Genomic DNA, 20,889 nt, shown 5'->3' with positions numbered 1-20,889 from the left:
CGGATCAGGCTTCGCGGCAACCGTCATGCCGCATCAAAGCGAACGCCTCCGGCGAAGCCATGCAGCGACAGCCTGCCCGAGTCGAGACATCGCCCTAACAAAACGATCGGGCACGGCCCCTGACCGACATGTCGCCGGTGCGGCGCTCTACGCGTGGCACATGATCCGCATGGCCGGTCGAACAGCGCGCCTCGCAGATCGGATCGCGACGAGCGGCGCGCTCAATGCGCCCGGTCCGAACGGGCAAAGTCGGACCAGGTCGTCACATCGGGCGCCGGGACGCGCATATGGGCCTGGCGCAACAGTCCGGCCTCGCGTTCTGCCGTGCCCGGACCGGCTTGACACATCAACGGAGGTCTCGTCAGCGCCTCCCGGCCACCATGTGACCGGTGCGGCGGTCACGCGCAGGAAAGCCCCCACGGCGCGGCCATTCGACCCGAGCGGCCTTCCCCGCCGCCCGCTTGGGCTTGAGCCTGCACCGCGCCCGGCCTAGACCGGCCCGATGAGACAAGGTTTTCCCATCGCCGCGCCGGGTCAGCGCATCGGCCTTCTGGGCGGCTCCTTCGATCCCGCGCATGAGGGCCATGTCCGGCTGACCGAAGAGGCGCTGAAGCGGTTCGGGCTGGACCGGGTCTGGTGGCTGGTCACGCCCGGCAATCCCCTGAAATCGCGCCAGCCCGCCCCGCTGGCCGAGCGCGTGGCCCATGCAAGCCGCGTCATGGACGATCCGCGCGTGGTGGTGACGGGGATCGAGGCGCGGCTGAACACCAGGCTGACGGTGGAGACGATTGCGGCGTTGCAGCGCCTCTATCCGCAGCAGCGTTTCGTCTGGCTGATGGGGTCGGACAATCTCGTGCAGTTCGGCCAGTGGGAACGCTGGCGGGAGATCGCGGCGCGGGTGCCCATCGGGGTGCTGGCACGGCCCGGCACGCGGCTGCGGGCGCGGCTGTCGAAAGCGGCGCGGATCATGGCGCGCGACCGGCTGCCCGAGGATGAGAGCGAACGGCTGGGCGGTGCGGTGCCGCCGGCCTGGGTGATGGTGAACATGCCGATGTCGAATGCCTCGTCAACGGCGATCCGCGCCGCCCGCATCAACCGGCAGGACGCGGCGCGGGCGGCGGGGGACGGAACGCCGCCCGACCGGCCCTGATCCGGCGGCCCGGATCCGGCAGCAGGTCAGCGGCCGGTGAATTTCGGGGCGCGCTTTTGCAGGAAGGCCGCGACGCCTTCGCGGAAATCGGCGCTGCGCCCGGCCTGGCCCTGCAGTTCCGCCTCCAGCTCGAGCTGGGCCGCGAAGTCATTCGCGCCGGATTCGCGCACCGCGCGGCGCACCGACAGGAAGGCCGATGTCGCGCCTTGCGCCAGGTGACGCGCGCGGTCCTGCACGGTCTCGACGAACTCCGCCTCCGGCACGGCCTGCCAGATCATCCCCCAATCGGCGGCCTGGCGCGCCGGGATCTTGTCGGCGAACAGCATCATGCCCATGGCGCGCGCATTGCCCACCAGCCGCGGCAGGATCCAGGTGCCGCCCGCATCGGGGATCAGCCCGATCTTGGTGAAGGCCTGGGTGAAATAGGCGCTTTCCACCGCGATCACCACATCCGCGACAAGTGCCAGATTGGCCCCGGCCCCGGCGGCCACCCCGTTCACGGCCGCGATCACCGGCGCGCGGCACTCGATCACCGCGCGCAGCATCGGCTCATATTCCCGGCGCAGCGTCCCCTCGATATCGCCGGCGGCGGCCGCGTCGCTGAGATCCTGACCCGAGCAGAACCCGGCCCCAGCCCCGGTCATCACCACGCAGCGCACATCCTCGCCGATGCTGCCGAGCGCCTGCGTGATCTCGGCCCGCATCTGGGTGTTCAGCGCGTTCATCACCTGCGGGCGGTTCAGCATCAGCGTGGCGATGCCGGATTGCTGCGAAAACGTGATGGTCTCGAATGCCATGGGATCCTCCTGGGTTGGCGCGCAGAATGGCAAGGCGCCGGGCGGGTGGAAACCCCCGCCGTCGCGTCATGAGCCGTGGCTTGCCCGGCTTGCAGAGAAACCGGCGCGACTGTGCCTTAGACATGAAGGATCTCAGCGGCGCAGGATCTCGTCCAGACGGGCCTGTTCCTCCGGGCTCAGCGGCTGCTCTGCCGCGGCCCCCGGCGCGGCGCGGCGCGCGGCGACGAAGCGCCAGCCCAGAAACGCGGCAAGGATCGCCATCAGCGGACCGGCCAGATACAGGATCAGATTGCCGCCGGTCATGCGCGGCGCGAACAGCACGAACTCGCCGAAACGGTCGGTCACCGCCTCGACCACCTCGGCATCGCTGTCGCCCTCGGTCAGCCGCTCGCGCACATAGAGCCGCAGGTCGCGGCTGATCGCGGCATTGGATTCGTCGATATTCTCACCCTGGCAGACCGGGCAGCGCAGATCCTGCGAGATGTCGCGCGCCCGCGCCTCGAGCGCCGGATCGTCCAGCACCTCGTCGGGCTGAACCGCCAGCACCGGACCGCAGATCAGCGCCAGTGACAGCAGGGCGGCGGACGGAATCCTCATTCTGCCGGCACCTCCGCCGCCTTGCGCCGCCCCGCCCCGGCCGCCACGCGGTAGCGGCGATCGGACAGGCTGATGAGGCCGCCCGCCGCCATCATCATGCAGCCCAGCCAGATCCAGTTGGCAAAGGGCTTGAGATAGCTGCGCACCGCCCAGCCCCCGCCCTGCTGCGGATCGCCGATGACCAGGTAGATGTCGCGCATCAGCCCGCTGCTGATCGCGGCCTCGGTGGTGGGCATGGCTTGCACCGGATAGATCCGCTTCTCGGGGCGCAGCACGGCCACGGCCTCACCGCCCCGTGCCACGGTCATCGTGGCCATGGTCGAGACATAGTTCGGCCCCGGCACCTCCTCGACCGCGTCCAGCGTGATCAGGTATCCGGCGAGCTCGTAATCCTCTCCGATCTGTACGGTGCGGATATCCTCCACCTGCCAGGCCATCAGCAGGCTGACCCCGATGAAGGTTACGCCCAGCCCGGCATGGGCGACGGCCTTGCCCCAATCGGCGCGGGGCAGCCGGGCCAGCCGGGACAGGCCGGATCTGCCGGTGCGGAACCACAACTCCGCCGCAGCCCCGAAGACCAGCCATGACCCCAGCCCCGCGCCGATCACCGCCAGCGCGGAGTTGCCCGTGGAGAGCGCGAAGACCAGCAGCATCACGGCGACGGCCAGGACCGCTGCGCCGCGCAGAGGCCGCAGCACGCGGCGCATCTGGCCGCGCTTCCAGGGGATCAGCGCGCCGACGGGCAGGATCAGCGCCAGCCCGACCATGAAGGGGGTAAAGGCTTTCTCGAAGAACGGCGGGCCGACAGACAGCTTGCGGTCAAAGAACAGCTCGGCCAGCAGCGGCCAGACCGTGCCGATGAACACCACGAAGGCCGCGACCGCCAGCAGCAGGTTGTTCACGATCAGCATCCCCTCGCGCGAGACAGGCGCGAAGACCGCCTTGGCCTGCATGGAACCCGCCCGCGCCGCAAACAGCGTCAGCGCCCCGCCGACAAAGGCGGCCAGGATCGCCAGGATGAACACGCCCCGCGCCGGGTCCGAGGCGAAGCTGTGCACCGAGGTCAGCACGCCCGAGCGCACGATGAAGGTGCCGATCAGCGAGAAGCCGAAGGCCATGATCGCCAGCAGGATGGTCCAGCTTTTCAGCACCTCGCGCTTCTCGACGACGATGGCGGAATGCAGCAGGGCCGCGGCCAGCAGCCAGGGCATGAAGCTGGCATTCTCGACTGGATCCCAGAACCAGAACCCGCCCCAGCCCAGCTCGTAATAGGCCCACCACGAGCCGAGCGCGATGCCGATGGTCAGAAACATCCAGGCCGCCAGCGTCCAGGGCCGCACCCACCGCGCCCAGGCCGCATCCACGCGCCCCTCGATCAGCGCGGCCACGGCAAAGGAAAACGCCATGCTCAGCCCGACATAACCGAGATAGAGAAACGGCGGGTGGAAGGCCAGGCCGGGGTCCTGCAAGAGCGGGTTCAGGTCGAGCCCGTCAAAGGGCGGCACCTCCAGCCGGGTGAACGGGTTCGAGGTGAAGATGATGAAGGCATAAAACGCCGCACCGATCGCCGCCTGCACCGAGAGCACCCGCGCCCGCAGGCTGGGCGGAAGCTGGGCGCCGAACGCCGCCGCACAGGCCCCGAACAGCGCCAGGATCAGCACCCAGAGCAGCATCGAGCCTTCGTGATTGCCCCAGACGCCGGAGATCTTGTAGATCATCGGCTTGGCGGAATGCGAATTCTGATAGACGAGCGCGACCGAGAAATCCGAGGTCACGAAGGCCACGGTCAGCGCCGCGAAGGAGACCCCCACCAGCCCGAACTGCGCCAGGGCGGCCGGGCGCGCGGCCTCCATCCAGGCAGGCCAGCCCTTTGCCGCGCCGATCAGCGGCACGCTGGACTGAAACAGCGCCACCGCGAAGGCGAGGATGAGGGCGAAATGTCCAAGCTCGGCGATCATGTCAGGCTCCCTTGCACGGAAACCCTACCCCAGAGCCGCGCGAGAGACCATCTTCCGGCGACGCGGCGCAGTGCCGCATCGGCACATAAATCCGTGAGACCGCCCGCCCCTGTCAGGCCGCGGTGCTTTGCGATTTGCGATAGGCTTGGATCTCGTCCACGACGAAATCGCGGAACGCTACCACCCGGCGCGAGCCGCGCAGTTCCTCGGGGAAAGCCAGGAAGACCGGCACCTCGGCGGATTCGACATCGTCGAAGACCCGCACCAGCTCGGGGAAATCGGCGGTCAGGTAATCGGGCAGAACCCCGATCCCCACCTCGTTCAGCACCGCCTGCAACACGCCGAAATAATTGTTCACCATCAACAGAGAGCGCGGATGGCTTTCCAGCAATTGCTGCACCAACAGTTTGCCCGCCGAGACCTGCGGCACGGCCGGATCCTGGCAGATCACCCGGTGCCGCGCCAGGTCGGGCACGCTGGACGGGCGGCCGGCCTCGGTCAGGTAGTTGCGGGTGGCATAGAGCCGCATGCGGATGTTCAGCAGCCGCCGGCGGATCAGGTCCGACTGGCTGGGCTCCTTCATGCGGATCGCCACATCGGCCTCGCGCATGGGCAGGTCCATGACCCGCTCTTCCAGGATCAGGTTGATCTTGAGATCGGGATAGAGCGAGTAGAGCTTGTTCAGGCGCGGCACCAGCCACAGCGTGCCGAAGCCGGTGGCGGTGGTGACTTTCAGCTCGCCCATCACCTGTTCTTCGGTGTCGCGGATGCGTGCCTCGGCCATGTCGAGCTTGCGCGCCATCTCGGCGGTGGCGGAAAACAGCAGTTCCCCCTGCTCGGTCAGGATCAGCCCGCGCGCATGCCGGTGAAACAGGGTCACGCCGAGTTGATCCTCCAGCCCGCGGATCTGGCGGCTGACGGCGGATTGCGACAGGCGCAGCGAATCGCCGGCATGGGTCAGGCTGCCGGCATCAGCGACCGCATGGAAAATGCGCAGCTTGTCCCAATCCATCTCTGTGTCTTTCTGTCCCGCGAGCCATGCAATCGTTGCAACTCTTACGCGCTCACGGGATTTTCGGCAACATATGCGAAAAGAGAGTTTTCCCTTTGTGGGTCAGCTTTGCTGACGTATAATGACCGCAACCACCACTCGAGCAGGGAGGGCCAGATGGGGGTTCCACAGGACCAGTCATTCTCGCTGGCGGATCGTTTCGATCTGTCGAAATCGCAGGTATTGCTGAACGGCACGCAGGCGCTCGTGCGGCTGATGCTGATGCAGCACGCGCGCGACACCGCCGCCGGGCTGAACACGGCCGGGCTTGTCAGCGGCTATCGCGGCAGCCCGCTGGGCGGCGTCGATCTGCAGATGATGAAGGCCGAGAAGCTGCTTTCCGCCGAGAACGTGCTGTTCCAGCCCGGTCTGAACGAGGATCTGGCCGCCACCGCGATCTGGGGCAGCCAGCAGGCCGAACTGCGCGGCGAGGGGAAATATGACGGCGTCTTCGCGCTGTGGTACGGCAAGGGTCCGGGGGTGGACCGCACCGGCGACGTGATGCGCCACGGCAATATGGCCGGATCGTCGCAGCACGGCGGCGTGGTCATGGCGATGGGCGACGACCATACCGGCGAAAGCTCGACCGTGCTGCACCAGTCCGACTGGGCGATGGTGGATGCCTATATCCCGGTGCTGTCGCCGGCCGGTGTGCAGGAGATCCTGGATTTCGGCCTTTACGGCTTTGCGCTGTCGCGCTTCGCGGGGGTGTGGACGGGTCTCAAAACGATGAAGGACACGGTCGAGGCGACCTCGGTCGTCAATGGCGATCCGTTCCGGCTGAACTTCGTGGCCCCGAAATTCGAGATGCCGGAGGGCGGGCTGAATATCCGTCTGGGCGATACGCCGGTGCTGCAAGAGGCCCGGATGATTGACTATAAACGCTTCGCGGCCGAGGCGTTTTCGCGCGCCAACAAGATCGACCGCAGGATCTGGGGCAAGCCGGGCGCGAAGATCGGCTTTGTCGCGGCGGGCAAGAACTGGCTGGATCTGGTACACGCCCTGTCCCTGCTGGGCATCGACGAGGCCGAGGCCGACCGGCTGGGGCTGACCACCTACAAGATCGGCCAGACCTTCCCGATGGACATGAAGACCTTCCAGGAATGGTCCGAGCCGCTGGATCTGGTCATCGTGGTCGAGGAAAAGCGCAAGCTGATCGAGGTGCAGGTCAAGGAGGCGATCTTCGACAACCGCCATGGCCGTCGCGTCATCGGCTGGCACCATGACCGCACCGGCGAGGAGGTGTTCCCGACGCGCTATGCGCTCGACCCGGTGATGATCGCGGAAAAGCTGGGCGGCATCCTAATCGAGGAAGGTCGCGGCACCGAGGGCATCCGCGCCGGGCTGGAGAAGCTGACCGCCGCGCGCCGCGCCGACAACGCGCCCGAGATTGCGGTCAGAACCCCCTGGTATTGCTCGGGTTGTCCGCATAATAGCTCGACCCGCGTGCCCGACGGCAGCCGCGCCTATGCCGGGATCGGCTGTCACTACATGGTGCAGTGGATGGACCGCGAGACGACCGGCTTCACCCAGATGGGCGGCGAGGGTGCCAACTGGGTCGGGGAAGCGCCGTTCAGCAAGAGGGGTCATGTTTTTCAGAACCTTGGCGACGGAACCTATAACCATTCCGGCATTCTCGCCATCCGCCACGCCGTCGCCACCAAGACCAATATCACCTACAAGATCCTCTATAACGACGCCGTCGCCATGACCGGCGGCCAGCCCAATGAGGGTGACCTGACCGCGCCGCAAATCGCGCGCGAGCTGGTGGCGATGGGGGTCGATCCGGTGGTGGTGGTCCACGATTCCAAAGAGGAGTTCGACGCCAGCCAGTTCGGCGGCCTGCGGATCGAGGAGCGGTCGGAAATGATGCGGGTGCAGCGCGAGCTGACCGAACAGGGCGGCACCTCGGCCATCATCTATGTCCAGACCTGCGCCGCTGAAAAACGCCGCCGCCGCAAGAAGGGGCTGTTTCCCGATCCCGACCGGCGCATCTGGATCAACCCGGATGTCTGCGAGGGCTGCGGCGATTGCGGGGTGCAGTCGAACTGCGTCTCGGTCGTGCCGCTGGACACGGAACTGGGCCGCAAGCGCCAGATCGAGCAATCCTCCTGCAACAAGGATTATTCCTGCGTGAACGGGTTCTGCCCCAGCTTCGTCTCTGTCCGCGGCGGTAAGCTGAAAAAACCGGCGGCAACCGCGCTCGACCTGCCGGACCTGCCTGCGCCCGACCTGCCCGCCATTGACGGCACGCATAATGTCGTCATCACCGGCGTCGGCGGCACAGGCGTCGTCACCATCGGCGCGGTGCTGGCGCAGGCCGCCCATATCGACGGCAAGGGGGCCGGGATGATGGAGATGGCCGGCCTCGCCCAGAAGGGCGGCGCGGTGCATATCCATCTGCGCCTGGCCAACGCGCCCGGCGATATCAGCGCCATCCGCGTCGCGGTGGGCGAGGCGGATTGCATCATCGGCGGCGATCTGGTGGTGACGGCCGGGGCCAAGACCATCGGGCTGATGACCAAGGACCGCACCGGCGCGGTGGTGAACGATCACGAGATCATCACCGGCGAGTTCACCAAGAACCGCGATTTCCAGATCCCCGCCGACCGACTGAAGATGTCGCTTCAGGCGCGGCTTGGCGATCAGGTGGCGTTTTTCGATGCCAATGAGCTGGCGCGCAAGGCGCTCGGCGATTCGATCTACTCGAACATGCTGGTTCTGGGCGGCGCATGGCAGCGCGGTCTGATCCCGCTGAGTGAAGACGCGATCCTGACCGCGATCGAGCTGAACGGCGCCAAGGTCGAAGAGAACAAGCGCGCCTTCAAGATCGGGCGTTGGGCGGTCAGCGATCCTGCGGCGGTGGCCGAATTCACCGCGCCTGCCAAACCCGCCGAACGGCCCGACCCGATCGCGTTCCGCGCCGACTGGCTGGTCGAATACCAGGACGAGGCCTATGCGCAGCGTTTCCGCGATCTTGTGGCACTCGCCCCCAACAATCTGCGCGAGGATGTGGCGGCGGGGCTGTTCAAGCTGATGGCCTATAAGGATGAATACGAGGTCGCACGTCTGCATCTGAAGACCGCCGACGGGGTGGCGCGCGAATTCGATGGCGACACGAAGCTGTCCTTCCACCTCGCGCCGCCGGTCCTGCCGGGCCGCGACAGCGAGGGACGGCCGAAAAAGCGGGAATTCGGCGCGTGGATCCTGCCCGGCTTCCGCCTGCTGGCGCGGATGAAAGGGCTGCGCGGCACCGCGTTCGACCCGTTCGGGTGGCTGGCCGAGCGGCGGGCGGAGCGCGCCATGCTGGCCCAGCACGAGGCCGATCTGCGCGCCCTGCTGCCGCAGGTCACCCCCGCCACCGAGGAGATCCTGCGCGAACTGGCCCGGCTGCCGCTGAGCATCAAGGGCTATGGCCTGATCAAGGACAAGGCCGCCGAGGAGGCCGCCGCCCGCCGCGCCGAGCTGATCGAGGCGTTCCGCGACGGGGGCACACCGCTGGCCACCGCGGCGGAGTGACCTGCCGCATGGACTTTTCCCGGACCGCGTCCTATGTCGCGGTCTGGGCTGGCGAGGACATGACATGGCGGTTGGGGTATTCGATTCCGGGCTGGGCGGGCTGACCGTCTACAGGGCGATCCAGGACCGGCTGCCCGATCTGCCACTGGTCTATTTCGGCGACAATGCCCACGCGCCTTACGGGGTGCGCACCGCCGAGGATATCTATGATCTGACCTGTGCTGCCACGGAACGGCTGTGGCAGGAGGAGTGCGATCTGGTGATCCTGGCCTGCAACACCGCCTCGGCCGCCGCCTTGCGCCGGATGCAGGAGAAATTCGTGCCCGAAAACAAGCGGGTACTGGGCGTTTTTGTCCCGCTCATCGAGGCGCTGACAGAGCGGCAATGGGGTGACAACTCGCCCCCGCGCGAGGTGGCGGTGAAGCATGTGGCGCTGTTCGCCACCCCCGCGACGGTGGCCAGCCGGGCCTTCCAGCGCGAGTTGGCCTTTCGCGCCATCGGCGTCGATGTCGAGGCGCAGCCCTGCGGCGGGGTGGTGGACGCGATCGAGGATGGCGACGAGATCCTGGCCGAGGCGCTGATCGCCAGCCATGTCGAGGCGCTGAAACGCCGCATGCCGCAGCCCGAGGCGGCGATCCTGGGCTGCACGCATTACCCGTTCATGCAGGAGGCCTTCCAGAAGGCGCTCGGCCCGGAGGTGCAGGTGTTCAGCCAGGCGCGGCTGGTGGCGGACAGCCTGGCCGACTATCTCGAACGCCACCCGGAGATGATCGGCGCGGGAACCGAGTCCCGCTATCTGACGACCGGCGATCCGGCGCGGGTCTCCTCCAAGGCGATCCAGTTCCTGCGCCGTCGCGTGGTCTTTGACGCGGCCTGAGGTGTTTCCATGAAATCACTGAAAAAGCAGAGAAGAATACAGATCATCATTGCTGCCGCCGTGGCGCTTCTGCTGGCGGCTGTGCTGATCGGATACGGCTTTCGCGACGGCATCAACCTGTATCGCGCGCCCACCCAGGTGATGGAGGAGCCGCCCGCGCCGGGCGAGGTGTTCCGGCTGGGCGGGCTGGTCGAGGCGGACAGCCTGACCCGCGGCCAGGGCGAGACGGTCAGCTTTTCCGTCACCGACGGGGCCCATGTGATCCCGGTGCGCTTCACCGGCGTGCTGCCCGACCTGTTCGAGGAGGGCCAGGGCATGATCGGCACCGGAGAAATGCAGGGCGAGGTTTTCGTGGCGACGGAAATCCTGGCCAAGCATGACGAGAATTACATGCCTCGCGAGGTGGCGGATTCGCTGAAAGAGGCCGGGGTCTACGAGGTGCCCGGAAGCTGAGCGTGCGACGCGCGGGGCGGTCAGCGCGCAACGCGCGAGATGCTCGGCGCGAAACGCGCGGGATGCTGAGCGCGCAACGCGCGACGGCTTAGCCGCAGCTTAACCTTCCCGCAGCAGGCTTTCCCCGGTCAGATCAGGCGGAGGGCGAGATGAAATCTGTCAGGGACATCGCGGCGGAAATCGTGGCGCGCGAAGGCGGTTACGTGGACGATCCCGACGATCCGGGCGGGGCGACGAAACACGGCGTCACCATCGGCACGATGCGGCGGCTGGGACGGGATCTGACCGGCGATGGGCGGGTGGACCGCGCCGATGTGAAGGCGCTGACCCGCGCGCAGGCCACCGAAATCTTTCTCGAACACTATTACCGCCGTCCGGGGCTCGGCGCTCTGCCGCAGATGCTTCAGCCCTCGGTGTTCGACATGTATGTCAACTCCGGCACCAACGCCGTGAAGATCCTTCAGCGCCTGCTGAGCCGGATGGGATTTCCGGCGCGCGATGACGGGGTGATCGGCCCCAAGACCCGCGCAGCCGCGCAGGCCGCCGCGGACGCCGCGCCGCGCCATCTGGCCGATGCCTACGGGATCGAACGGCGGAATTTCTACTATGCCCTGGCGGATCGCCGCCCGGCCAGCCGGAAATATGCCCGGCGGCGCGACGGCGGCAAGGGCGGCTGGATCATCCGGGCGGAGGAATTCATCGCGGCGCGGTTTCACCTGAGCGCCGCCCAGCATCGCGAAAGGATCGCGGCATGGGGATGATCGACCGGCTGATCGGCATCGGCCCGGCCGCGCAGGGCGTCGCCGGCGCGGCGGCTGACATGGCCGGGGTGTTCCATGAGAACGCGACCCGCCGGATGGAGCTGGAGGCGGACGCGCATCGCGACGCGCTGTCGCAATTCGGGGCCGAGTTCGCCGCGCCCCGGCCGGGCCGGTTCGACGGCTTCGTGAACGGGCTGAACCGCCTGCCCCGGCCCTGCATGGCCATCGGCACGCTGGCGCTGTTCGTCTTTGCCATGGCGGCCCCGGCGCGGTTTGCCGAGCGCATGGCCGGGCTGCATGCCGTGCCGGAGCCGCTCTGGTGGCTGCTGGGGGCCATCGTCTCGTTCTATTTCGGGGCGCGGGAGGCGCATTATTTCCGCAATCCGGGATCACGCGGGCGTGGCGGTCGCAGGCCGGGGTCACGCGGCGCAGAAATTTCCGCACCGCAGCAACTGCCGGATGCCGGGGCGGCCCAGCTTCGACCGACCCCGGCGGCGATCAGCGCAAATTACGCCGACAATGCTGCATTACAGGAATGGCAGGCGGAAATGCGCGCGGCGGCAGGCTGAAATCAGCCTGCCATGCTTTCAGCGCATGGCGGCTATGCTGCAATTGCAGCATGAAAAAGCTTGTCAGCGCGGCAGGCTGCCACTAGATCACTCTGCGAAGGCGATGATTGAGGCAACTCTCATAACCTTCACCTCCCTGTTGGACTTGGGCCGGGCCTTGTGCCCGGCTTTTTTTGCGCCGATCCGCGTGTCGCGCCCCCTTTTCCTCTGCGGGATCAGCGCCTAAAAGGCGGGCCATCCACACAGACGGGGGACAGCCATGACCGAACCGGAGATCACCGAGGATCTGATCGCCGCCCACGGGCTGAAGCCCGACGAGTATCAGCGCATTCTGGACATCATCGGCCGGACCCCCAGCTTCACCGAGCTGGGCATCTTCAGCGCGATGTGGAATGAGCATTGCTCCTACAAATCCTCGAAGAAATGGCTGCGCACCCTGCCGACCGAGGGGCCGCAGGTGATCTGCGGGCCGGGAGAGAATGCGGGCGTGGTCGATATCGGCGACGGTCAGGCGGTGGTCTTCAAGATGGAGAGCCACAACCACCCCTCCTATATCGAGCCGCATCAGGGGGCTGCGACCGGCGTGGGCGGGATCCTGCGCGATGTGTTCACCATGGGCGCGCGGCCCATCGCGGCGATGGATTCGCTGAGCTTCGGACGGCCCGAGCACCCCAAGACCGCGCATCTGGTCAAGGGCGTTGTCGAGGGGATCGGCTCCTACGGCAATTGCTTCGGCGTGCCGAATATCGGCGGCGAGGTGCGGTTCCACCGGGCCTATGACGGGAATTGCCTGGTGAACGCCTTTGCGGCGGGTCTGGCCGATGCGGATGCGATCTTCTATTCCGCCGCCTCGGGCATCGGGATGCCGGTGGTCTATCTGGGGGCCAAGACCGGGCGCGACGGGGTTGGGGGGGCCACGATGGCGTCGGCCGAGTTCGACGACACGATCGAGGAAAAGCGGCCCACCGTGCAGGTCGGCGATCCCTTCACCGAGAAATGCCTGATGGAAGCCTGTCTGGAGCTGATGGCATCGGGCAGCGTCATCTCGATCCAGGACATGGGCGCGGCCGGGCTGACCTGTTCCGCCGTGGAGATGGGCGATAAGGGGGGCTTGGGCATCCGGCTCAACCTCGACCATGTACCGCAGCGCGAGACGGAGATGACGGCCTATGAGATGATGCTGTCGGAAAGCCAGGAACGCATGCTGATGGTGCTCAAGCCCGAGAAGGAGGCCGAGGCGCGGGCGATCTTCGAGAAATGGGATCTGGATTTCGCCATCGTCGGCGAGACGATTGCCGAGGACCGCTTCCTGATCCTGCACGGCAACGAGGTGGTGGCGGATCTGCCGCTATCGAAACTCTCCTCGAGCGCGCCGGAATATGACCGGCCCTGGGTGGAGACGCCCCCGGCCGGGGCGATGCCCGATCTGCCCGAGATCACCCCGCTCAATGCGTTGCGGGCGCTGATCGGGTCTCCGAATTACGCGCATAAGGGCTGGGTGTGGGAGCAGTATGACACGCAGGTCGGTGCCGACACGGTGCGCCGTCCCGGACTTGGCGCGGGGGTGGTGCGGGTCCACGGCACGGGCAAGGCGCTCGCCTTCACCGCCGATGTCACCCCGCGCTATGTCAGGGCAAACCCGGTCGAGGGCGGCAAGCAGGCCGTGGCGGAGGCCTATCGCAACCTCTGCGCGGTGGGGGCGCGGCCGCTGGCGACGACGGACAATCTGAATTTCGGCAATCCCGAAAAGCCCGAGATCATGGGCCAGTTCGTTGGCGCGATCAAAGGCATTGGCGCGGCGGTGGCCGCGCTCAACATGCCGATCGTGTCTGGGAACGTTTCGCTGTACAATGAAACCGACGGTCAGGGGATCCTGCCAACGCCGACGATTGGTGCGGTGGGTCTGCTGGAGAGCCTCGACGATCTGATCGCAGGCGTGGCCGAGGAGGGCGATGTGGCGGTGCTGATCGGTGAGACCGCCGGGCATCTCGGACAGTCGGCGCTCGCGGCCGAAGCCTTCGGGATCGAGGCGGGCGATGCGCCCCCCGTCGATCTGGCGGCGGAGCGGCGCCATGGCGAGTTCCTGCGCGCCAACCGCGCCCTTATCCGCTGTGCGACGGATCTGTCCGATGGCGGGCTGGCGCTTGCGGCCTTCGAGATGGCCGAGACGGCGGGGATCGGGGTGCGGCTGCACACCGACGATATTGCCGCGCTCTATGGCGAAGATCAGGCCCGCTATCTGGCGGTCTGCGACGCGGCGGGGGCGGATGCGCTGCTGAAAGCCGCCGAAGCCGCCGGGATTCCCGCGGCGGAGGTTGGGCAGTTCGGCGGCATGGCCGTTCAGATGGGCGAAGATGCGGGCGATCTGGCGGAGCTGTCGGCGCTGTATAGGCGGGCGTTTTCGGATGCGATCCACGGCGAGGAGCCGCTGGGGTAAGGCCGGATTGCGATTTGGTCGTCGATTTGCAGGCCCGGCCCGGAATCAAGGCGCGCAGCCCCGCCGGGCCAGCGGCCGTCCGCCCCATCGGGCGGCCGCTTCGGTGCCGCCCCACGCCGAACGGCTGTTCAGCGGGTTTGAACGATAAAGCGCCTCACCCGGCTGCCGGATGCGGCCGCCCACGGACGACCGCCGGCCCTCTGTCAGGCAGTGTTGGCGACGCGGCGCGGTGCGCGAGGGCAACTTTTGCTTGCGCAATTATTCCGGCTGACGGTCCGCAACCGCTGTAGTCTTGAGAAATCGGCGTCAACTTCTTACCTTTGTCACAGCGCAACCAAAGGCTGACATCATGTTCTCGATCCCCGGACAGGCCCCGGTCACCATCACCCCGGCGGCGGAACGCCAGATCACCCGGCTGATGGCCGGCAAGGAGGCGTTCGGCCTGAAGATCGGGCTGAAGAAAGGCGGCTGCGCGGGGATGGAATACACCATGGACATGGTGGCCGCGGCAGACAAGGCCGATGAGGTGATCGAGCAGAACGGCGCACGCGTGCTGATCGCGCCCACCGCGCAGATGTTCCTGTTCGGCACCGAGATCGATTATGAGACCGGGCTGCTCGAATCGGGCTTCAAGTTCCGCAACCCCAATGTCACCGATGCCTGCGGCTGCGGGGAATCGGTGTCGTTCTCTCTCGATGAGCTGGCCGCCGGGACGCAGCCCAAGGCTTGAAGCCCGCGCGGCACCCGCCTATCCCTGTCGCATATTTCAGGAGGATCGCGCATGTCCGCAAGAAAACTCGCCGCAGGGAACTGGAAGATGAACGGGCTGACCGCCGCGCTGTCCGAGCTGGACGATCTGGCCGGGCGCGAGAATGGCTGCGACGTGCTGATCTGCCCGCCTGCCACGCTGATTACCCCGGCCGTGGCCCATGCGGGCGAGATCGCGATTGGCGGTCAGGATTGCCACGCGAAGGAGAGCGGCGCCCATACCGGCGATATTTCGGCCGCCATGCTGCGCGATGCGGGCGCCACCCATGTCATCCTGGGCCATTCCGAACGCCGCGCCGATCATGGCGAAACGGATGCGCAGGTCGCGGCCAAGGCCGTTGCCGCGCATGAAGCGGGGCTGACGACCGTGATCTGCGTGGGCGAGACCGAGGCACAGCGCGATGCGGGCGAGACGCTGGACGTGATTGCCGCGCAGCTTGCCGGATCGGTGCCGGATTGCGCCACCGCCGCGAACACCGTCGTCGCCTATGAGCCGGTCTGGGCCATCGGCACCGGGCGCACGCCGACGGGAGAGCAGATCGCAGAGGTCCATGCGCTGATGCGCGAGACGCTGTCGGCCCGCTTCGGGGATGGCGGCGATGTCAGCCTGCTCTATGGCGGCAGCGTGAAGCCCGGCAATGCCGCGGAGATCTTTGCCATCGACCATGTCAACGGCGCGCTTGTCGGCGGGGCCAGCCTGAAGGCCAGCGATTTCGGACCGATCATCGATGCTCTGGCGCAAGCGTAAACCCGCCATGGCCCTGACCCGCGACACGGTGATCGACGCGCTGCGCGGCGTGGCCGCCCCGGACGGGCGCGGCAATCTGGTCGATGCCGGCATTGCGCGGGCGATCAGCGTCGAGGAGGGCGGCGAGGTCCGTTTCGTGCTGGAGATCGACCCGGCGCAGGCCAAGCCCATGGAGGCCGCCTTGGCCGAGGCCGAGGCGGCGGTGCGCGCGCTTGACGGGGTCAGCAAGGTCAGCGCGGTGATGACCGCGCATAGTGACGCGCCGCCGCCGCCGGATCTGAAGGCGCAGTCGCAGAAGAAGCCCAACGCGCCGGAGCGCGTGCCGGGGGTGAAACATGTGATCGCCATCGCCTCTGGCAAGGGCGGGGTCGGGAAATCCACCGTCGCCGCCAATCTCGCCGCCGCTCTGGCCGCCGAAGGGCGGCGGGTCGGGCTGCTGGATGCCGATGTCTACGGCCCCAGCCAGCCGCGCATGCTGGGGGTGACGGGGCGTCCCTCCAGCCCCGACGGCAAGACCATGATCCCGCTGGAAGGGCATGGGGTGAAGCTGATTTCGCTGGGCCTGCTGACGCAGGAGGATGAGGCGATCATCTGGCGCGGCCCGATGCTGATGGGCGCGTTGCAGCAGATGCTGTTCCAGGTGCAATGGGGCGAGTTGGACGTTCTGCTGGTCGATCTGCCGCCGGGGACCGGCGATGTGCAGCTTTCGCTGTCGCAGCGGGCGCATCTGGACGGGGCCGTCATCGTCTCCACCCCGCAGGACATCGCGCTGCTCGATGCGCGCAAGGGGATCAACATGTTCAAGCGACTGAACGTGCCGATCCTCGGGCTGATCGAGAACATGGCGGTGCATGTCTGCCGCAATTGCGGACATGAGGAGCATATTTTCGGCGAAGGCGGCGTGGCGGCGGAGGCGAAGACGCTGGGTGTGCCGCTGCTTGGCGCGTTGCCGCTGGAACTGGCGGTGCGCGTGGCCGCAGATGACGGCACGCCGGTGGCGGTCTCGGCCCCGGACAGCGCCGCATCGCAGGCCTTCCGCAAGCTGGCGAAGGGTCTGGTGGCGGCCGGGGTGGCGTGACCTCCGCCGCCCCCCTGCCCGCGGTGATCCTGGCCGGCGGGCGCGCGACGCGGATGGGGGGCGGCGACAAGGTTTTGCTGTCCCTCGGCGGGGCCACGCTGCTGGATCAGGTGATCGCGCGGCTGCGCCCGCAGGCCGGTGCGCTTGCGATCAGCGCCAATGGCGATCCGGCGCGGCTGGCGCGGTTCGGACTGCCGGTGCTGGCCGATCCGCTGCCCGGATATCCCGGACCGCTGGCCGGAGTGCTGGCCGCGATGAGATGGGCCGCCGGGCGGGGGGCGCAGGCGGTGATCTGCGTGGCGGGCGACACGCCGTTCCTGCCCGCCGATCTGGCCCGCCGCTTCGACCGCACGGCCCCGCCGGACCGGATCGTGCTGGCCGCCGCGCCGGGACCGGATGGCGCGCGGCGGCTGCACCCCACATTCGGGCGATGGCCGGTGGCGCTGCGCGACGCGCTGCGGGCGCAGTTGCAGGACGGGCGCGGCCGCATCCTCGATTTCGCCGCGTGCCACGATCACCTCATCGCGGATTTCGATGACGACGCCGCCTTCTTCAACGTCAACACGCCCGAGGATCTGGCCCGCGCGCAGCACCTTGGCTGAGCGGGTGGCCGATCTGCCGCAGTCGCGCGGCGCGGGCATATACGGCTTGAACATCGGCCGAGAATCGCTATGTTCCGGCCTTCACGAGCCGCGCGCTCGGGCCCAGCCGACCGGACAGGTTTTCACTTGCCTCCGGCACGGTTGTGACCTATTGCCGCGGCTCTGATCCGTTTTCTGACACCGGCCCCGCATGGGATGCGCGGCCCCTGACCCGAGGTTGAGACATGGCTGTCCCTCAGAACCGAGTGACCCGTTCCAAGCGGAACATGCGCCGCGCGCATGACGCATTGTCGGCGGCGAACCCCAATGAATGCCCGTCCTGCGGCGAGCTGAAGCGCCCGCATCACGTCTGCCCGTCCTGCGGCCATTACGCCGACCGTGAAATCGTGGCGCAGACGGCCGAGATCGACCTGGACGACGACGCGGCCTGATCGGCTTTCGCTGATGTCGCAGATGACGGACAGCAATTCACCGCGCCGCCCCTCTCACGGGGGCCGCGTGGTGATTTCCGTTGATGCGATGGGCAGCGATCACGGCCCGTCCGCGATTGTCGATGGCATCGCCAAGAGCGCCGACAAGAATCCCGATATCAGCTTTATCGTCCACGGCCCGAAGGACGAGCTGACGCGGCTCATCACCCGCCGGAGCGATCTGGCCGATCGCTGCGAGATCCGCGACATGCCGGGCGTCGTGTCCATGGATGACAAGCCCAGCCAGGTGATCCGCGGCGCGCAGGGCACCTCGATGCTGTCGGCGGTCGATTCCGTGCGCGCGGGCGAGGCCTCGGTCGCGGTCTCCTGCGGCAATACCGGCGCGCTGATGGCGCTGTCGATGATCCGGCTGCGCAAGCTGCCGGGCGTGAACCGGCCCGCCATTGCCTGCCTGTGGCCGTCGCGCAACCCGCAGGGCTTCAACGTCATGCTGGATTGCGGCGCCGATATTCGCGCCGATGCGCCCGATCTGCTGCAATATGCGCTGATGGGTGCCGCCTATGCCCGCAACGGGCTGGGGGTGGAGCGCCCGCGCATCGGCCTGCTGAATGTCGGCACCGAGGAGCATAAGGGCCGGGCCGAGCTGCGTCATGCGCATGAGATGATCCTCGACGCGCAGGAAACCGGGAATTTCGATTATGTGGGCTTTGTCGAGGGGGGCGATTTGCCCTCGGACAAGGTGGATGTGATCGTCACCGACGGCTTCACCGGCAATGTCGCGCTGAAAACCGGCGAGGGCACGGCCAAGCTGGTCGGCGCCTTCCTGAAGGACGCATTCGGCAACTCCATCATGTCGAAATTCGCCGCGCTGCTGGCGATCACCTCGCTCAAACGCCTGCAGAAGCGGATCGACCCGCGCCGCGTGAATGGCGGGGTGTTTCTGGGGCTGAACGGGATGGTGGTGAAATCGCACGGCTCGGCCGATGCGACCGGCGTGTCGGCGGCGATCAAGCTGGCCTTCCGGCTGGCGCAGTCGGGCTTTCAGGACCGGCTGGCGGAGCGGGTGGCCCGCGCCGCCGCGAGCGTCGAGGAAACCCGGCCCGCGCCGGACGAGGAGCGCACGTGACACGACGCGCCGTCATTCGCGGCACCGGCCGCTATCTGCCCGAGCGCGTGGTGGAGAATGCCTGGTTCGAGGACAAGGTGGACACCTCGGACGAATGGATCCGCTCCCGCACCGGGATCGAGCGGCGCCATTTCGCGGCCGAGGGCGAGACCACCTCCGCCATGGCGATCCGCGCCGCCGAACAGGCCATGTCGCGGGCGGGGCTGTCTGTCGATCAGATCGATGCGGTGATCGTGGCCACATCGACACCGGACCTGACCTTTCCGTCGGTCGCCACGATGGTGCAATCGGGGCTGGGGCTGACCAGGGCCTTTGCATTCGACGTGCAGGCGGTCTGCGCGGGCTTCGTCTTTGCGCTTGCCAATGCCGACGCCATGATCCGCGCGGGCCAGGCCGACCGGGTGCTGGTCATCGGGGCGGAGACGTTCAGCCGCATTCTCGACTGGTCCGACCGCGGCACCTGCGTGCTGTTCGGCGACGGCGCCGGGGCGGTGGTGCTGGAGGCCGCCGAGGGCGCGCGCGGGATCCTGTCATCGGATCTCAACAGCGACGGCTCGTTCCGCGATATCCTTTATGTCGATGGCGGGGTCTCGACCACCGGCAGTGCCGGCAAGCTGCGGATGCAGGGCAATGTGCTGTTCCGCCACGCGGTCGAAAAGCTGGCCCAGACCGCGCATCGCGCCATAGAGAAGGCCGGGCTGACCACTGCGGATGTGGACTGGCTGGTGCCGCATCAGGCCAATGCCCGGATTATCACCGCCACCGCGCAGCGGATGAGCCTGCCGATGGAAAAGGTCGTGCTGACCGTGGCCGATCACGGCAACACCTCCGCCGCGTCGATCCCGCTGGCGCTGTCGGTCGCGGATGAGGCCGGGCGGTTCAGCGAAGGCGACGTGATCGTGACGGAAGCCATCGGCGGCGGGCTGAGCTGGGGCAGCGTGGTGGTCCGCTGGTAAGCACCCGTCGCGCCTGCGCCGGCCCGTTCAGCCGCGCCGCATGACCAGCCCTGTCTCGGGCCGTGCCCGCCCGGCGGAGACGAGCAGCCGCGTCTCGCCTGCCGCGAACCCCGCTTTCTCCAGCACCCGGCGCGAGGCGGCATTATCGGCAAATACCTGCGCGGTCAGCGTGTCGAGATCGAACCAGTCCTGCACCGCGTCGCAGAAGACCGGCAGCACCTCCGACGCGATCCCCTGCCCGGCCGCCTCCGGCGCGAGGAAATAGAATACCGCCGGATCCGCGCCCGCATCGACGCCGATGGAGCCGATGCAGCGCCCGTCCCGGCGGATGGCCAGCCTGACGGGACGCGTGACCGGATCCATCGCCGGGCGCATGATGCGGGCGAACTCTGCCCCGGTCTGGCCGGGGAAGAAGCGCATCAGCATCCGCGCCGTCGCGGGCTCAGTCGCAATGCGGTGGAGCGCCGGGAAATCGGCTTCGGTCATCGGGGTCAGCAGGCCGCGCGGGGTGCGGATCGACAGCGCGGCGACGAAGGCGCTGCGGGTCAGCTCCATGTGCCGCTGCGGCACGCTGCGCCCGTCGAAGCGCCGCGTGACCTGCCCGGCCCCGGTCTCGCGGAAGCCCACCCCCTCCAACAGCGCGCGGGAGGCGATGTTGCCGTCGAGATGGTTGGCCCGGACGGGATCGTCACTGGCGGCGAAATGCCGGAACAGGGCGATCTGCAGCGCCCGGCGGGCGATGCCGCGCCGGCGCAGCGGCGGTGCGATCCAGTATCCGATCTCGCCCCGCACCCGGATCACCCCGGCGAACTCGCCATCCGCGATGATCGCCATGTCATCCGGCGTGGCAATCTGATCGACGAATGCCACCGCATCCGAGCGTTGATAGGGAAACGGCAGCGTGGTGAGCCACTGCACGGTCTCCGCATCCTGAAGATTGCGCCAGATCGCATCGACATCGCCGTGCGCGGGCGGGCGCAGGGTGATGCGCATCTCAGCCCGCCGGCCGGG

19 protein-coding genes are annotated in these 20,889 nt (G+C 67.7%); 14 read left to right on the top strand and 5 right to left on the bottom strand.

Annotated features, from left to right (window positions below):
* Positions 1-502: 502 nt before the first annotated feature.
* Positions 503-1,150, top strand: a complete 648-nt coding sequence (locus BLT73_RS09570; RefSeq protein WP_090523272.1) for a nicotinate-nucleotide adenylyltransferase — start codon at positions 503-505, stop codon at positions 1,148-1,150.
* Between the two features lie 26 nt (positions 1,151-1,176).
* Here BLT73_RS09570 and BLT73_RS09565 read toward each other — a convergent pair whose 3' ends face one another.
* The 4 genes from BLT73_RS09565 to BLT73_RS09550 all read right to left on the bottom strand — a co-directional run bounded on the left by BLT73_RS09565 (position 1,177) and on the right by BLT73_RS09550 (position 5,514).
* On the bottom strand, positions 1,177-1,947 hold the full coding sequence (locus BLT73_RS09565; protein ID WP_090523269.1) for an enoyl-CoA hydratase-related protein: 771 nt from the start codon (positions 1,945-1,947) through the stop codon (positions 1,177-1,179).
* Positions 1,948-2,079: 132 nt separating this feature from the next.
* Positions 2,080-2,544, bottom strand: a complete 465-nt coding sequence (locus BLT73_RS09560; protein ID WP_090523267.1) for a cytochrome c-type biogenesis protein — start codon at positions 2,542-2,544, stop codon at positions 2,080-2,082.
* Positions 2,541-4,502, bottom strand: a complete 1,962-nt coding sequence (locus BLT73_RS09555) for a heme lyase CcmF/NrfE family subunit (protein ID WP_090523265.1) — start codon at positions 4,500-4,502, stop codon at positions 2,541-2,543. Before BLT73_RS09555 ends, BLT73_RS09560 begins: the two co-directional genes overlap by 4 nt.
* Before the next feature lie 112 nt (positions 4,503-4,614).
* Positions 4,615-5,514 carry a LysR family transcriptional regulator gene (locus BLT73_RS09550; RefSeq protein WP_090523262.1) on the bottom strand — a complete coding sequence of 300 codons (900 nt, stop codon included), beginning with the start codon at positions 5,512-5,514 and terminating at the stop codon, positions 4,615-4,617.
* A gap of 156 nt (positions 5,515-5,670) precedes the next feature.
* Here BLT73_RS09550 and BLT73_RS09545 point away from each other — a divergent pair, with 156 nt between their 5' ends.
* From BLT73_RS09545 to BLT73_RS09480, 13 genes are all read left to right on the top strand, one after another.
* Positions 5,671-9,072 (top strand): indolepyruvate ferredoxin oxidoreductase family protein, encoded by a 3,402-nt coding sequence (locus BLT73_RS09545; RefSeq protein WP_090523260.1) that lies wholly within the window; start codon positions 5,671-5,673, stop codon positions 9,070-9,072.
* 64 nt (positions 9,073-9,136) lie between these two features.
* Entirely contained in the window at positions 9,137-9,949 is an 813-nt protein-coding gene (gene murI / locus BLT73_RS09540) for a glutamate racemase (protein ID WP_090523257.1), read from the top strand.
* A gap of 9 nt (positions 9,950-9,958) precedes the next feature.
* Complete coding sequence (gene ccmE / locus BLT73_RS09535) at positions 9,959-10,402, top strand: cytochrome c maturation protein CcmE (RefSeq protein WP_090523255.1); 444 nt, start codon at positions 9,959-9,961, stop codon at positions 10,400-10,402.
* Positions 10,403-10,551: 149 nt separating this feature from the next.
* On the top strand, positions 10,552-11,163 hold the full coding sequence (locus BLT73_RS09530) for a holin-associated N-acetylmuramidase (RefSeq protein ID WP_090523253.1): 612 nt from the start codon (positions 10,552-10,554) through the stop codon (positions 11,161-11,163).
* The gene (locus tag BLT73_RS09525; RefSeq protein ID WP_090523251.1) at positions 11,154-11,732 is read left to right on the top strand and encodes a holin family protein; all 579 of its coding nucleotides are present in this window, start codon (positions 11,154-11,156) and stop codon (positions 11,730-11,732) included. The genes BLT73_RS09530 and BLT73_RS09525 overlap by 10 nt, the downstream gene beginning before the upstream one ends.
* 259 nt (positions 11,733-11,991) lie before the next feature.
* Positions 11,992-14,169, top strand: a complete 2,178-nt coding sequence (gene purL, locus BLT73_RS09515; protein WP_090523247.1) for a phosphoribosylformylglycinamidine synthase subunit PurL — start codon at positions 11,992-11,994, stop codon at positions 14,167-14,169.
* Positions 14,170-14,518: 349 nt separating this feature from the next.
* On the top strand, positions 14,519-14,899 hold the full coding sequence (locus BLT73_RS09510; protein ID WP_090523245.1) for a HesB/IscA family protein: 381 nt from the start codon (positions 14,519-14,521) through the stop codon (positions 14,897-14,899).
* Between the two features lie 51 nt (positions 14,900-14,950).
* Entirely contained in the window at positions 14,951-15,685 is a 735-nt protein-coding gene (gene tpiA, locus BLT73_RS09505; protein ID WP_090523243.1) for a triose-phosphate isomerase, read from the top strand.
* 7 nt (positions 15,686-15,692) lie between these two features.
* Positions 15,693-16,763 carry an Mrp/NBP35 family ATP-binding protein gene (locus BLT73_RS09500; RefSeq protein WP_090523241.1) on the top strand — a complete coding sequence of 357 codons (1,071 nt, stop codon included), beginning with the start codon at positions 15,693-15,695 and terminating at the stop codon, positions 16,761-16,763.
* Entirely contained in the window at positions 16,760-17,365 is a 606-nt protein-coding gene (mobA, locus tag BLT73_RS09495) for a molybdenum cofactor guanylyltransferase MobA (protein ID WP_090523239.1), read from the top strand. Before BLT73_RS09500 ends, mobA begins: the two co-directional genes overlap by 4 nt.
* A gap of 224 nt (positions 17,366-17,589) precedes the next feature.
* Complete coding sequence (rpmF, locus tag BLT73_RS09490) at positions 17,590-17,796, top strand: 50S ribosomal protein L32 (protein WP_090523237.1); 207 nt, start codon at positions 17,590-17,592, stop codon at positions 17,794-17,796.
* 22 nt (positions 17,797-17,818) lie between these two features.
* On the top strand, positions 17,819-18,922 hold the full coding sequence (gene plsX / locus BLT73_RS09485; protein WP_090523623.1) for a phosphate acyltransferase PlsX: 1,104 nt from the start codon (positions 17,819-17,821) through the stop codon (positions 18,920-18,922).
* A complete protein-coding gene (locus BLT73_RS09480) occupies positions 18,919-19,878 on the top strand; it encodes a beta-ketoacyl-ACP synthase III (protein ID WP_090523235.1) in 960 nt (319 codons plus the stop codon). The genes plsX and BLT73_RS09480 overlap by 4 nt, the downstream gene beginning before the upstream one ends.
* Before the next feature lie 27 nt (positions 19,879-19,905).
* Here BLT73_RS09480 and BLT73_RS09475 read toward each other — a convergent pair whose 3' ends face one another.
* Positions 19,906-20,871: a GNAT family N-acetyltransferase gene (locus tag BLT73_RS09475; protein ID WP_090523233.1), complete on the bottom strand. Its 966-nt coding sequence runs from the start codon at positions 20,869-20,871 to the stop codon at positions 19,906-19,908.
* Between the last annotated feature and the right edge of the window lie 18 nt (positions 20,872-20,889).

It is taken from the genome of Paracoccus isoporae (assembly GCF_900101865.1).
Classification (GTDB): Bacteria; Pseudomonadota; Alphaproteobacteria; order Rhodobacterales; family Rhodobacteraceae; genus Paracoccus; species Paracoccus isoporae.
The sequence above is the reverse complement of the archived record's forward strand: the minus strand, read 5'-3'. Positions and strand labels throughout refer to the sequence as shown.